This window comes from Bordetella parapertussis, from assembly GCF_020735925.1.
Taxonomy (GTDB): domain Bacteria; phylum Pseudomonadota; class Gammaproteobacteria; order Burkholderiales; family Burkholderiaceae_B; genus Bordetella; species Bordetella pertussis.
Map to the genome: position 1 here is coordinate 569,020 of NZ_CP085971.1, position 13,984 is coordinate 583,003.

At 68.9% G+C, this 13,984-nt stretch carries 11 protein-coding genes and 3 pseudogenes; 5 read left to right on the forward strand and 9 right to left on the reverse strand.

Annotated features, from left to right (window positions below):
• Window positions 1-3: 3 nt before the first annotated feature.
• The 7 genes and pseudogenes from LK409_RS02665 to LK409_RS02690 all read right to left on the reverse strand — a co-directional run bounded on the left by LK409_RS02665 (window position 4) and on the right by LK409_RS02690 (window position 5,122).
• Complete coding sequence (locus LK409_RS02665; RefSeq protein WP_003809017.1) at window positions 4-786, reverse strand: ABC transporter permease; 783 nt, start codon at window positions 784-786, stop codon at window positions 4-6.
• 9 nt (window positions 787-795) lie between these two features.
• Window positions 796-1,584: an ABC transporter ATP-binding protein gene (locus LK409_RS02670; RefSeq protein ID WP_010927773.1), complete on the reverse strand. Its 789-nt coding sequence runs from the start codon at window positions 1,582-1,584 to the stop codon at window positions 796-798.
• A gap of 11 nt (window positions 1,585-1,595) precedes the next feature.
• Window positions 1,596-2,309, reverse strand: a complete 714-nt coding sequence (locus tag LK409_RS02675; RefSeq protein WP_231840525.1) for an ABC transporter substrate-binding protein — start codon at window positions 2,307-2,309, stop codon at window positions 1,596-1,598.
• Window positions 2,310-2,424: 115 nt separating this feature from the next.
• Window positions 2,425-2,670, reverse strand: a pseudogene (locus tag LK409_RS22755) (ABC transporter substrate-binding protein); the annotation flags it as partial.
• Window positions 2,671-2,706: 36 nt separating this feature from the next.
• Window positions 2,707-3,141, reverse strand: a complete 435-nt coding sequence (locus tag LK409_RS02680; RefSeq protein WP_003809022.1) for a PaaI family thioesterase — start codon at window positions 3,139-3,141, stop codon at window positions 2,707-2,709.
• Window positions 3,138-4,152: pseudogene (locus tag LK409_RS02685) on the reverse strand (zinc-binding dehydrogenase). Before LK409_RS02685 ends, LK409_RS02680 begins: the two are co-directional and overlap by 4 nt.
• Before the next feature lie 43 nt (window positions 4,153-4,195).
• A complete protein-coding gene (locus tag LK409_RS02690; RefSeq protein WP_003809025.1) occupies window positions 4,196-5,122 on the reverse strand; it encodes a VOC family protein in 927 nt (308 codons plus the stop codon).
• Between the two features lie 286 nt (window positions 5,123-5,408).
• On the opposite strand from LK409_RS02690, the gene LK409_RS02695 reads away from it, so the two are divergent.
• From LK409_RS02695 to ycaC, 5 genes and pseudogenes are all read left to right on the forward strand, one after another.
• A complete protein-coding gene (locus LK409_RS02695; protein ID WP_003809026.1) occupies window positions 5,409-5,777 on the forward strand; it encodes a cupin domain-containing protein in 369 nt (122 codons plus the stop codon).
• 99 nt (window positions 5,778-5,876) lie between these two features.
• Window positions 5,877-8,372: a heavy metal translocating P-type ATPase gene (locus tag LK409_RS02700; RefSeq protein WP_041937359.1), complete on the forward strand. Its 2,496-nt coding sequence runs from the start codon at window positions 5,877-5,879 to the stop codon at window positions 8,370-8,372.
• Between the two features lie 48 nt (window positions 8,373-8,420).
• Window positions 8,421-9,113, forward strand: coding sequence for an HD domain-containing protein (locus LK409_RS02705; protein WP_010927775.1), 693 nt, complete (start codon window positions 8,421-8,423; stop codon window positions 9,111-9,113).
• Between the two features lie 72 nt (window positions 9,114-9,185).
• Window positions 9,186-10,378 (forward strand): annotated as a pseudogene (locus tag LK409_RS02710) (amino acid aminotransferase).
• Between the two features lie 189 nt (window positions 10,379-10,567).
• On the forward strand, window positions 10,568-11,194 hold the full coding sequence (gene ycaC, locus LK409_RS02715) for an isochorismate family cysteine hydrolase YcaC (protein ID WP_003809041.1): 627 nt from the start codon (window positions 10,568-10,570) through the stop codon (window positions 11,192-11,194).
• Between the two features lie 48 nt (window positions 11,195-11,242).
• Here the strand turns inward: ycaC and LK409_RS02720 are convergent, their stop codons facing one another.
• Both LK409_RS02720 and LK409_RS02725 read right to left on the reverse strand, forming a co-directional pair.
• Window positions 11,243-13,219, reverse strand: coding sequence for a bifunctional diguanylate cyclase/phosphodiesterase (locus LK409_RS02720; protein WP_010927776.1), 1,977 nt, complete (start codon window positions 13,217-13,219; stop codon window positions 11,243-11,245).
• A gap of 15 nt (window positions 13,220-13,234) precedes the next feature.
• Window positions 13,235-13,918 (reverse strand): transglutaminase-like cysteine peptidase, encoded by a 684-nt coding sequence (locus LK409_RS02725; RefSeq protein ID WP_003809046.1) that lies wholly within the window; start codon window positions 13,916-13,918, stop codon window positions 13,235-13,237.
• Between the last annotated feature and the right edge of the window lie 66 nt (window positions 13,919-13,984).

Genomic DNA, 13,984 nt, shown 5'->3' on the forward strand with positions numbered 1-13,984 from the left:
CGCCTACTCGGTGAGGGTCCGTCCGGCTTCGCCGCGGTCCCAGAACACCAGCTTGCGATGCAGGGCCCTGATCAGCTGGCTGCCGGCGATGCCGAGCACCGCCAGGCTGATCAGCGCGGCGAACATGGTGCTGGTGTCCAGCGTGGTCGTCGCCGCGTTGATCAGGTAGCCCAGCCCCTTCGACGACGAGACGAACTCGGCCACCACCGCGCCGATCAGCCCCAGTACTACCGAGATCTGCAGCGCGGCGAAGATGTGACTGGCCGCCGACGGGATCTTGATGCGCGTCAGGATGTGCCAGCGGCTGGCGGAGAACGCCCGCATCAGGTCCAGCAGGGCCGGATCGGTGGCCTTCAGGCCCACCGCCGTGTTGATGAACATGGGGAAGAAACAGACCAGGGCCACCATGATGGCCTTGGACTCCAGCCCGAAGCCGAACCACACCAGGATCAGTGGGGCCAGGGCCACCTTGGGCATGGACTGCAGGGCCAGCACGAAGGGATACAGCAGGCGTTCCAGCCAGCGATATTCGGCGAACAGCACGCCGATGATGAAGGCCGCCGTGCAGCCGCCCACGTAGCCGATCGCCATGGACGCCAGCGTGAAGCCGAAATCTCCCCAGAAATCGCCCTGCACATAGCCGCGGTACAGCGCCGCCAGCACGCCTTCGACCGGCGGCAGCACGTAGTACGGCACGCCGAGGTAGCGGTTGGCGATGAACCACAGCACCAGCAGCGCGGCCAGCAGCAGCAGGGGGTAGACGATGGATTTGGTGCGCTCTTTCATGTCGGCCCCCTAGTGCGCCACGTTGGAGAACAGCGAGCGCAGCTCGGCGCACAGCTGGGCGAACTTCGGGCTGGCAAGCGTTTCCTCGGTCCGCGGGAAAGGCAGGTCGATGTCGATCTCGCGCAGCACCCTGGCCGGCCTGGGCCCCAGCACCACCACCTTGCTCGACAGGAACACCGCCTCGGGAATGGAGTGGGTGATGAACATGACCGACTTGCGGGTCTCGCTCCAGATGCGCTGCAGCTCCACCATCATGGCCTCGCGCGTCATCGCGTCGAGCGCGGCGAACGGCTCGTCCATCAGCAGCAGGCTGGGGTCGTGGATCAGGCCGCGCGCGATGCCCACCCGCTGCTGCATGCCGCCGGAGAGTTCGTGCGGATAATGCTGCTCGAACTTCTCCAGCCCCATGGTCTTGAGCAGGGCATGCGCGCGCGCGGTGCCCGCCGCGATGTCCATGCCCATGGTGCGGATCGGCAGCAGCACATTGTCCAGCACGTTCTGCCAGGGCAGCAGGGTGGCGTGCTGGAACACGATGCCGACGTCGCGCCGCGGGCCGTCGATGGCCTGTCCGCGCAGCTCGGCCACGCCGGCCGATGGCTTGAGCAGGCCGGCGGCCACCTTGAGCAAGGTGGACTTGCCGCAGCCCGAGGGGCCCAGTATGGACAGGAATTCGCCTTCGGCGACCGTGGTGCTGAATCCCTCGAGCGCCGTGGTCGGGCCGCGCGAGGACCGGTAGGTCACCTCCAGGCCCTGGACGCGGAAGACCGGTGCGCTGCCATTGTGTTGTGCCTGATTCACGCTGCCGGCTCCTAGTCCTTGAACGCCTTGGCCTGCGCCTGCACGGCAGCCGTGTCGAAGTCGGAGAACTTGTCCACGAACGCATTCGTATAGACGCTGTCCAGGTCCACGTCGAGCGTTTCGAGCTGCCCGCCTTCGTGCAGGGCGGCGGCGAAGTCGCGCCAGGTATCCGGATTGTACTGACCCCACTGGCGCGGCTTGCCTTCCGGGAACACCAGCATCTTGTTGAAGCGCGCCGAGAACACCTTGACGCTGTCGGCCAGCACCTTGGCGTCGTCGCCGGCCGGCTTGGTGTTGGGGTACTCCTTCCAGAACAGCCGCACGCAGGCCTCGCGGTTGGTCTCGCAGAACACGGTGGCCTTGGCCATGGCCCGGCCGAATCCGGCCAGCACCTCGGGCTTGTCGCGGATCATGTCCTCGTGCGCCACCATGCCATTGCTGAACAGCGCCTCGTAGCGCGGCAACTGCGGCAGGCGCCGGATGGCGGTGCCCTGCGTCTCCAGCGTGGCGTGCTGCGAATCGAACAGGTTGAGCGCGTCGATCTGCTTGTTCTGCAGCGCCAGGAAGGCGGCGCTGCCGATGCCCACCGGCACCATGCTCGCGTCGATGCCCAGTTCCTTGAACTCGGCCTTGGTGATGGGCACGTTGCCGAAGGTCATCGCGCCCACGCCGACCTTGCGGCCGTCGAGGTCCTTGAGCGACTTCAGGGGCGAGTCCGCCAGCACGGCGAACTCCCACCCCGAGGCGCGGGTGGCGTTGTAGAAGAACTTCAGCGGCAGCTTGTCCTTGCCCGGCGCGCGAAATGATCAGCGTGTCCGGGTTGGGATAGCCGATGTCCACTCGCTTGGCGAGCATCTGCGGGATCAGGGTGCCCGTGCCCTTGAAGCCCATCAGCTCCACATCCAGGCCCTCTTCCTTGAAGTAGCCGAGCTGCTTGGCGGCGACCATGGGCGCCTGCGACAGCGTCATGTCGGTGACGTTGCCGTATCTCAGCTTGGTCAGTTCGGCATGCGCCGGGGAGTACAACACCGTGGACATCACAATGGCGCAGGCGGCCCGCGCAAGGTTACTCGGTACAAGCAGCATGTTCGGCTCCTTCAGGTTCGGTCGGTTTGCGGAAATTCAGCCCGTGATCGGCACATAGGTGCCGCGCCCGATGGCCACCAGCTTGCCGGCCGGGCACAGGATGTCGATATCGACCACCGCGGCCGACTTGCCGGCCTTGCGGACCACGGCCACGCCGTCCACGTAGTCGCCTACGGCGGGACGCAGGTAGTCGATGCGCAGGTTCATGGTCGGCACGCCGCCGCCCACCAGCATGCCGATGGCGAAGTCGCCGACCACGTCGATCAGCGCCGCCAGCGCGCCGCCGTGGAACTGCTTGGTGCCGGGAGCGCCGCGCTCGTAGGTGTCCTGCAGCGGCATGCGCACCGAGAAGCGCGAGCCGGCATGGTCGATGTCGAGGATCTCCAGGTTCATCGCGCTGATGAACCGGGAACGGGCGAAGATGGCCTCGATGTCGGCCTTCTCCAGTTTGCGTGCGGCTTGCTGACTCATGGTTTCACCAGGATTTTGCCGAAGACCTGGCGGTCTTCGAGTTGACGGAACGCGTCGTTGATATCGGCCAGCCCGTAGGTGCGGTCGATGATGGGTTGCAGCTTGCCGGCGCGCACCTGCTCGAGCAGGGCGATCAGTTCGTCGCGGGTCCAGCCGTTCGAGCCCAGGATCTGCAGCTCGTAGCTCCAGATGAAGCGCAGGTCTTCCTTGGGGTCGTAGCCGGCGGTGGCGCCGCAGGTCAGCACGCGGCCGTTGCGGTGCAGCGTGCGCAGCGACTTGACCCAGGTGTCGCCGCCGGTGAAGTTGACCACCACGTCCACGCCGTTCTCGTAGAGGCGGCGGTGCGGCTTGCCGAACTTGGCGAAGATCGCCTTCATGAAGTCTTCCTGCTTGTAGTCGATCACGTGATCGGCTCCCAGCTCGGTCAGGCGCGCCAGCTTCTCGGGGCTGGAGGCCGCCGCGACGACCTCGGCGCCGGCCATCTTGGCCAGCTGCACGCAGCAGGTGCCGACCCCGCCGGAGGCGCCCAGGATGAGCACGCGTTCGCCGGACTGGATCTTGCCGATGGTCTGCATCATGCGCCAGGCGGTGCCGTAGGCCACCGGCAGGCAGGCAGGCGGCGGTCTCGAAGCTGACGTCGTCGGGCAGGCGCACCAGGTGGTGGTCGGGCACCGCGCAGTACTCGGCCAGCCCGCCGTGGCGCGCTTCGCCGATGACGCCGCCGAAGGTCTTGCGGTCCGACGGGTCGACCAGCACGCGGTCGCCGACCTTCCAGTCCTTGACGTCCGCGCCGACCTCGACGACTTCGCCGGCGAAGTCCAGGCCCATGATGATGGGCATGGGCACCGTGATGCCGGGCATGCCGTTGCGGGTGAACACGTCGTGGTAGTTCAGCGTGGCCGCGCCGACCTTGAGGATGACCTCGTCGGGCTTGGCGACCGGGTCGGGGAAGGCGGTCTCGTACTTGATGCTGCCGGGACCACCGTGTTCGTAAATGACTGCTGCTCTCATTGCTTTTCCTGTCAGGAAGGGGTTATTGGGTGTTATTGGAAGGTTATCGGGCCTGGATGAATTGCAGCGCCGCGCAGCTGGCCTGCGCGGGCGCCACCCAGATGGACGGCGCGGCCCCGTCCAGGTACGGGGCGGCGACGTAATCGATCTGGCGGGCTTGCAGGTATTCCTGCAGCGCCGGCAGCGACCGGACCTCGATGCAGGCGGCGGCGACCCGGTGCACGGGGCCGTCGGCCAGCACCGGACAGTGCTCGCGCATGGCCGCCTCGGACATGACCCAGAAGCGGCCGCGCCGCAGCTCGAAGCAATAGGCGTCGCCGTGCGCGCTGGGCGTGCCCAGCAGGCGCTGGAAGCGCTCCAGCGTGGCCGACAGGTCGGCGGCGGCGAAATACATGGCCGCCAGGCCGGTGGCGCCGTTCGGGTGGTCGAGCAGGTGGGGCTGCCACAGCACGTCGCGCGTGCCGTGCTCGATGACGATGAAGCGCGCCTCGGGATAGGCCTCGCCATCCAGGTTGATGTTGCGAAAGCGCGCGCGCCGGGTCTGGTCGTTGGCCGGCCCGAAGGCCGCGTCGCGCTCCAGCGTGGCCGGCGCCGGCGCCGGCACGCCCGCCGCCGTCAGCTGCGGGTGCATGGCGTCGGCCGACTCGCAGTCCATGGCCACGATGTGCAGGCCTTCGTAGCGGTCCAGCATGCGGCGCGCGGTGCTGGGCTTGTCCGGCTCCACCAGTCCCAGCAGTTCGAAGTAGCCGTTGCGGAACATGGCGCAATGGTTGCCCGATCCCCAGGGCACCACCGGGCCGCCCGGGGTCAGCGCGCCGGCGTGCATGCTGCGCGGCGTGAGGGTGAAGCCCAGGCGTTCGAAGGCCTGGCGCGCGTCTTCCAGCTTGAAGACGATCAATCCGGTATGGTCGAGGCTGAGGTTCAGGTTGGGCATGCCGATGGTGTCGTGGTCGGTAGAGTGCGAGGTCAATCGCGGGCAGCAATGATGGTACGCGGCGCGCGGCGAAATAACGTGCTCATGAAAACTGCGAAATCCCGGAAAAGTAGTTTTTTTTTCCAGAACGGAGTTTGACCTGAGTTTCGCATACTAAAACTAGGGTTTTCCATGAAATTTTAGGCTGGTGTTTATACGCTTTAGGCATATAGAGGCCCGCGGCGGGCGCGCCGCGCCTGCCAGAGCCGTGATTGGCTATAGTCCGGTTCCGGGCCGCCGCAGTGGCGGTGCTGGCCTTCCAGTGAACTTGCAAAGGGAACCCATGCCGCAACACGACAAATCGCGCCTGGTCCGCATCGATACGGGCCCCATGATCAACCCGGTGGCGGGCAAGCCCAGCCGGCCCATTGCCGGCGACGCGTCGTTTCGCACGGTGACCGCCTTCGAGGGCGGGCAGGGCAAGGTCGAGTCCGGCGTGTGGGAGAGCACCAGCGGCAGCTTCCAGTCCAACACCACCGGCTACATCGAGTACTGCCACATCATCGAGGGCGAGGCGCGCCTGGTGGACCCGGACGGCACGGTCCACGCGGTCAAGGCGGGCGACGCCTTCATCATGCCCGAAGGCTATACCGGCCGCTGGGAAGTGGACCGCCACGTCAAGAAGATCTATTTCGTCACGCATCTGGCGTAAGGCGCACGGCGCCGCGCGCCGCGGACGCTTGACCTTCCAATCATGGCAAGGTCTACAGTGGGGTCATGTTGTCGAATCCCATTGTTTGAAGGAGCCATGATGAATGCCAGTTCCCTAGCCGGCGCGCCCTCGACGGGCGCCATCAGCCTGCCTATCGAGGGCATGACTTGCGCCTCGTGCGTGGGGCGTGTCGAGCGCGCGCTGAAGGCGGTGCCCGGCGTCAGCGACGCGGTGGTCAACCTGGCCACCGAGCGCGCCGACGTGCGCTTTGCCGGCGCGCCGGATGTCGGCGCGGCGGTGCAGGCGGTCGAGCAGGCCGGCTACGCCGTGGCCGCCAGCACCATGGAATTGGCCGTCTCCGGCATGACCTGCGCTTCGTGCGTGGGGCGGGTCGAGCGCGCGCTGAAGGCGGTGCCGGGCGTGCGCGCGGCCAGCGTCAACCTGGCGACCGAACGCGCCCATGTCGAAATCGCGGGCGCGGTGGCGCCGCAGGCGCTGGTCCAGGCGGTGGCCGCCGCCGGCTACGAGGCCCGCCCGCTGGATCCGGGCGGCGCCGCCGCCGATGCCGCGGCCCGGCGCCAGGCGGCCGAACTGCAGGGCCTGCGCCGCGCGCTGATCGTGGCCGCGGTGTTCGCGCTGCCCGTGTTCGTGCTGGAAATGGGCTCGCACATGATCCCGGCCTTCCACCATGCCGTGGCCGGCAGCATCGGCGTGCAGAACAGCTGGTACATCCAGTTCGTGCTGGCCTCCATCGTGCTGTTCGGCCCGGGGCTGCGCTTTTTCCGCAAGGGGGTGCCGGCGCTGCTGCGCGGCGCGCCCGACATGAACTCGCTGGTGGCCGTGGGCACGGCGGCCGCCTATGCGTATTCGGTCATCGCCACGTTCGCCGCCGGCGTATTGCCGCCGGGCACGGTCAACGTCTATTACGAGGCCGCCGCGGTCATCGTGGCGCTGATCCTGCTGGGCCGCTATCTGGAGGCGCGCGCCAAGGGCAACACCTCCGAGGCGATCAAGCGCCTGATGGGCCTGCAGGCCAAGACGGCGCGCGTGCGGCGCGACGGCGCCACCGTGGAAGTGCCGATCGCGCAGGTGGCGGCGGGCGACGTGGTCGAAGTGCGGTCGGGCGAGCGCGTGCCGGTGGACGGCCAGGTGATCGAGGGCACCAGCTTCGTGGACGAGTCCATGATCAGCGGCGAGCCCGTGCCGGTCGAGAAGCAGCCGGGCGCCGAGATCGTGGGCGGCACGGTCAACCAGAACGGCGCGCTGGCGCTGCGCGCCACCAAGGTGGGCGGCGATACCGTGCTGGCGCAGATCATCCGCATGGTCGAGCAGGCCCAGGGCTCCAAGCTGCCCATCCAGGCGCTGGTGGACCGCATCACCATGTGGTTCGTGCCGGCGGTCATGGCCGTGGCCCTGGCGACCTTCGCCATCTGGTTCGTGTTCGGCCCCGATCCGGCGCTGACCTTCGCGCTGGTCAACGCGGTTGCGGTGCTCATCATCGCCTGCCCGTGCGCCATGGGGCTGGCCACGCCCACCTCCATCATGGTGGGCACCGGGCGCGCCGCGCAGCTGGGCGTGCTGTTTCGCAAGGGCGAGGCGCTGCAGGCGCTCAAGGACGCCCGCGTGGTGGCGGTGGACAAGACCGGCACCCTCACCAAGGGCCGCCCCGAGCTGACCGACCTGGTGCTGGCCGAAGGCTTCGAGCGCGCGGCGGTGCTGGGCAAGGTGGCCGCGGTCGAGGCCAAGTCCGAGCACCCCATCGCGCGCGCCATCGTCGATGCCGCGCAGGTCGAGGGCGCCCGGCCGGGCGCGATCGAGGCGTTCGAGTCGATCACCGGCTACGGCGTGGCGGCGCGGGTCGACGGCGCGCGGGTCGAGATCGGCGCCGACCGCTACATGGCGCGGCTGGAGCTGGACGTGGCCGTGTTCGCCGCCGAGGCGGCGCGCCTGGGCGACGAGGGCAAGACGCCGCTGTACGCCGCCATCGACGGCCACCTGGCGGCCATGATCGCGGTGGCCGATCCCATCAAGAACACCACCGCCGCGGCCATCCGCGCCCTGCATGGCCTGGGCTTGAAAGTGGCCATGATCACGGGCGACAACCGCCGCACCGGCGAGGCGATCGCGCGCCAGCTGGGCATCGACGAGGTCATCGCCGAAGTGCTGCCGGACGGCAAGGTCGACGCGGTCAAGCGCCTGAAGGCCGAGCACGGCGCGCTGGCCTATGTGGGCGACGGCATCAACGATGCGCCGGCGCTGGCCGAGGCCGACGTGGGCATCGCCATCGGCACCGGCACCGGCACCGACGTCGCCATCGAGGCGGCCGACGTGGTGCTGATGTCGGGCGACCTGGGCGGCGTGCCCAACGCCATCGCGCTGTCGCAGGCCACCATGGCCAACATTCGGCAGAACCTGTTCTGGGCCTTCGCCTACAACGTGGCGCTGATCCCGGTGGCCGCCGGCGTGCTGTATCCGGTCAACGGCAGCCTGCTGTCGCCGGTGTTCGCGGCTGGCGCGATGGCGCTGTCCAGCGTGTTCGTGCTGAGCAACGCGCTGCGGCTGCGCCGCTTCGCCGCGCCGTTCGCGGCGCGTTAAGATCCCCGTTTCGGGCCGTCGCGGCGGCCCCGCACGGAGGTCCGGACGATGACAAACCCTGGCGATGGCGCGGCAGGCGCGGTGGATTGCGCCACCCTCGACCACTGGCGGCCGCGCCTGGCCGCCATTGCCGCGGCCGCCGGCCAGGACGACGCCGCGCATGACCTGGGCCACCTGCGGCGGGTGTGGGGCGCGGCGCGCGCCATGCTGCAGGCGCATCCCGAGGCCGACGCGCTGGTCGTGCTGGCCGCCAGCTACCTGCACGATCTGGTCAACCTGCCCAAGAACCATCCCGAGCGCCACCTGGCGTCGCGCCAGGCCGCCGCGGCGGCGCGCGAGCGCCTGGCGCGGGCGGGCTTTCCGGCCGCGCGGCTGGACGCGGTGGCGCACGCCATCGAAGCGCACAGTTTCTCGGCCGGCATCGCGCCGCGCACCATCGAGGCGCGCATCGTGCAGGACGCCGACCGCCTGGACGCGCTCGGCCCGGTGGGACTGGCGCGCATGTTCCATGTGGGCGGCAGCCTGGGCCGCGCGCTGGCCCATCCGTCCGATCCGCTGGCCGCGCAGCGCGCGCTCGACGACAGCCGCTATACCCTGGACCACATCGAGGCCAAGCTGGCCCGCCTGCCGCACGGCATGCAGACCGAGGCCGGCCGCCGCCTGGGCGAGCAGCGCCTGGCGTGGCTGCGCGACTTCCGCGCCGCCTTCGCGGCGCAGTGGGGCGGCGGCCAGCTTCGATAAAATCCTGTTACCGTATCGGTATCCGCGGGCGCGGGCGTGCCCGCGCCGTTATTCATTGCAGGAAGCCGTTCCATGTTCGAGCACGTTCAAGCCTATCCGGGCGACCCCATCCTCAGCCTGAACGAGGATTTCCAGAAAGATCCCCGGGCCGGCAAGGTCAACCTGACCATCGGCATCTATTTCGACGAAGCCGGCCGCATCCCCGTCATGGCCGCCGCCCGCGAGGCCGAGGCCGCGCTGCTGGCCGACATCGGGCCGCGCCCCTACCTGCCGATGGCCGGCCTGCCGGCCTATCGCGACCTGGTGCAGGAGCTGGTGTTCGGCGCCGGCAGCGCCGCGCCGGCCGTATCGCCACGGTGCAGACGCTGGGCGGGTCGGGCGCGCTGAAAGTGGGCGCCGACTTCCTCAAGCGCTATTTTCCCAAGTCGGAAGTCTGGGTCAGCGACCCGAGCTGGGAAAACCATCGCACCATTTTCGAGGGCGCCGGCTTCGCGGTGCACACCTATCCCTATTACGACGACGCCAGCGGCGGCCTGCGCTTTGACGAAATGCTGGCCACGGTGGGCGGCCTGCCGGCCGGCAGCGTCGTGCTGCTGCACGCCTGCTGCCACAACCCGACCGGCGTGGACCTCGATCGCGCCCAGTGGGACGCGCTGATTCCGGTGCTGCGCGAGCGCGGCCTGATCGCCTTCGTCGACATGGCCTACCAGGGCTTCGGCGATGGCCTGGACGACGACGCCTATGCCGTGCGGGCCCTGGCCGAGGCGGGCGTGACCTGTGTGGTGGCCAACTCGTTCTCGAAGAATTTCTCGCTGTACGGCGAGCGCTGCGGCGGGCTGAGCGTGGTGTGCGAAACCGCCGAGCAGGCTGGCTGCGTGCTGGGCCAGCTGACCAGCACCATCCGCGCCATCTACAGCAACCCGCCTACCCATGGCGCGCGCATCGTCGCCCAGGTGCTGGGCACGCCGGCGCTGCGGCAATCGTGGGAGGCCGAGCTGGGCGCCATGCGCGAGCGTATCCAGGCGATGCGGCGCGCCATCCATGACGGCCTGGCCGGCCGCGTCGAGCCGCGCATGCTGCAGCGCTACCTGTCGCAGCGCGGCATGTTCACCTACACCGGCCTGGGCGCCGAGCAGGTCGAGACCTTGCGGCGCGACCAGGGCGTGTATCTGCTGCGCTCGGGCCGCATGTGCGTGGCGGGCCTGAACCGCGACAACGTGGCGGTGGCCGCCGACGCCATCGCCAGCGTGCTGGCGCGCGGCTAGTTCACGGGCAATCTCCGAAACGGCGGACGGTCTCCCAGCGTTCTGTATTTGGGACGCTGAGGGGCCGATCCCGCATCTAGGCGGAAGCCGGGCGCCGGCCTTATCTTATCTTGTACTCCTGTTCAACGCGCGCGCCGGGCCCACCCTGCCGCGGCGCGCGAATCCTGTGTACCCACGAAGGAGCACATCATGGGCAAGCGCTATGCCAAGCTGGACAAGAACAACGTCGCCGTGCTGATGGTCGACCATCAGGTCGGCCTGCTGTCGCTGGTGCGCGACATCGACCCCGACAAGTTCAAGAACAACGTGCTGGCCGTGGCCGACCTGGCCACGTATTTCAAGCTGCCGACCATCCTCACCACCAGTTTCGAGGACGGCCCCAACGGTCCGCTGGTGCAGGAACTGAAGGACCAGTTCCCCGAGGCGCCGTATATCGCCCGCCCCGGCCAGATCAACGCCTGGGACAACGAGGACTTCGTCAAGGCGGTCAAGGCCACCGGCAAGAAGCAGCTGCTGATCGCCGGGGTGGTGACCGAGGTGTGCGTGGCTTTTCCGGCCCTCTCGGCCATCGAGGAAGGCTATGAGGTGTTCGTGGTGACCGATGCCTCGGGTACCTTCAACGAAGTCACGCGCCATTCGGCCTGGAGCCGCATGGAGCAGGCCGGCGCCCAGCTCATGACCTGGTTCGGCGTGGCCTGCGAACTGCATCGCGACTGGCGCAACGACATCGAGGGCCTGGGCGCGCTGTTCTCCAGCCACATTCCCGACTATCGCAACCTCATCGCCGCCTACACCACCGTCAAGGGCGGCAAGTAAGCGGCGCCGCGTCCCGGCCCGGCGTGCGCGCCGGCCCGGGGCGCGGTTTCACTCCTGCGCCGGCGGCGGCGTCACGCCCGGGCCGCGCATCACTTCCACGCCCATGCTCGCCAGGATGTCGCGCGTGGCCGCATCCGGCACGTCTTCGGCGTATACGTCGATATTCAGCGCCCGCGCGGTATCGATGACCGAGCCGGCCAGCTGGCGGCTGCCCGGGCTTTGCGACATGCCGCCCACGAAGCCGCCGCCCAGTTTCACATAGGCCAGCGGCAGCGAATGCAGGCGCGACATGGCGCCGAATTGCTGGGCCAGGCGGCGCAGGCCGACGTGCGCGCCGAAATGCGCGGCGATGCGCTCCAGCGCGATCACGTCGCCCTCGCGGTCGACCAGCCCGTGCGCGTCCACCTCCAGGTAGAGGCGGCCCACCTGGGCGCGCCGGTCGGCCAGCATCAGCTCCAGCTGGCGCAGGAAGCTGCGCTTGCCCAGCGAGGGCAGCGACAGCCGCACCGCCAGCTCGCCCGGCTGGGCGGCCAGCCAGTCCAGCGCCAGGCGCACGGCCTGCAGGTCGCACTCGGCCGACAGGTTCAGCCGCACCGCGGCCGGGATGAACAGCATCGCCGGTATCGGTTCGCGCGCATCGTCGTTGTGCAGCATCAGCATGGCTTCCATGCGCACCAGCCGCCCGTCCACGGCGTGCAGCGGCTCGAATGCCAGGCTGAAGCGTTGCTGGTCGAGCGCGGTGACCAGGGCATCCATCCAGGCCGACTGGCCGGCGGCGGAAAACGGGTCGGCATTGTCGGGGCCGACCAGCACGGCATGGTCGTCGCCGGCGCTTTCGGCGCGGGTCAGGCCGAAATCCAGCCGCGCCAGCACGCCGTTGAACTGCGTGCCCGGCGCATAATCGGCCAGCGCCATGGCCCAGCGGCACAGGCCGCCTTCGCCCACCGGAATGCGCAGCGTGCGCAGCTCGGCGCGCACCAGGTCGGCGATGACCTGGGCCTGCGGCGCGGCGCAATGCGGCAGCAGCACGGCGAAGTCCGAGCCGTTCAGGCGGGCCACCAGCGACTGCGCCAGGCCCTGGGCGGTGACCAGGGCGCTGATGCGCTGGCACACCGATTGCAGCCACTGGTCGATGAACTGGCGCGGCATGTGCCGGTTCAGGGCCGTCAGGTCGCGCTGGCGGAACACCAGCACATGGCCGCCGGCGCTCGACAGGGGCGCCGGCAACGCCGGCGAGTCGGCCGGCTTTTCGTCCAGGGCGCGGCGGAATTCATTGATGAAGTACTTGCGGTTGGCCAGGCCGGTGACCGGGTCCTGGTTCAGCTCCACTTCCAGCGATTCGATGTGGCTGCTCTGTTCCTCGGCCGTGGCGCGCACGCGTTCGCGCGTCTGCGCCAGGGCGTCGACGATGCCGGAGAACTCCGCCACGCGCGCGAACGCCTGTTCGCCGCTGGCTCGGCTGTCGATGGCGCGCACCTGTTCGCTCACCTGGAACAGCAGGCGCTTCTCGATCCAGCGCACCAGCGCGAAGGCGAACAAGGCCCACAGCACCCCCGCGCCCATGATCAGCGCCGCCATGCGCAGGCTGCTGGCCCACAGGGTTTCCCAGGCGTAGGCGTCGTTGGCGACCAGGGTGACCTCGCCGATCTGGCGCCAGCCATCGCTGACCGCGTGGCTGGCCGCGCGGTTGGCCAGCGGGGCCAGCGCCTGGAACCAGGCCGGCACGCTGGCCGCCGGCTGGGCGCCGCGCTCGACCATGACCGCGCCCTGCGGGTCGGCCAGCCGCACCAGCGAGAAATGCCCGCCGTCGAACAGCGCGGACACCAGCAGCTCCTGCGTCACCGGGTCGTTGTTGGCCGGCTGTGACAGCGACAGCGCCAGCGATACGGCGGCGTCGGTGCTTTGTACCTGCAACTGGTCGGACAGATAGCCGCGCGCCGCGTTGATGCTCAGCACGAGCGTGCCCAGCAGGATGATCCCGATGGCGAGGGTAAGGCTGAGCAGCAGTCGACGAAGTATGGACATAGGATTTCCTGGATCTCAGGGCCGCAGGCCCTCGCGCTCCATGCGCAGGAGCAGGTCGCGCCACCGGCTGAGCCGGTCCACCGGGCTGGCCTGCTTGCCGTCGACGTAGACGCCGTCGGCATTGAAACTGAAAACGGGCGTCAGGTCGCGCCGCTCGTTGGCCGGCATGATGGTCGAGATCAGGCTGTCGAGCACCAGCGGCACGGCGTTGGGCGTGGGATAGTAGCCCAGCACCATGTGCGCGATCTGTTGATTGCTGTACGGTCCGCCGATGCGGGCCCGCACATAGATGAAACGCAGCTTCTCGGTGGGCACGCCCAGCGAGATCAGCGAGAAATACTTGCCGATGACATAGTCCTCGCAGTCGCCGGCCCCCTTGCCCAGGGTTTCCAGCGGCGTGGCCCAGTAATCGGCGCGGCCCCAGATGTGCGTGTCCTCGCCGGACAGCACGCGCTGGTTCCAGAACGCGTTGACGCGCGCCAGCTGGTTGGCTTCGCTGGCGGAGGTGTCGTTGCGCAGCAATTGCAGCCAGTCGTCCACGGCGCGCGCGCCGCGCGCGCCGTAGCGGCTGGCCGCCAGGCTTTGCAACTTGCCGGTATCGACATCGAGCGCGTGGACGCCACCCCACCCGCAAGCCAGGCTCAGCAGGGCTGCCAGCGCCAGGCGCGGCGCTTTACGGGGACGGGTGGACAATGGCATGAAACATATTTTGACATTTTCCGCGTTCCCGCGCCGCCGGCGGGCGGCACGCCTTGCGGCGAGCCG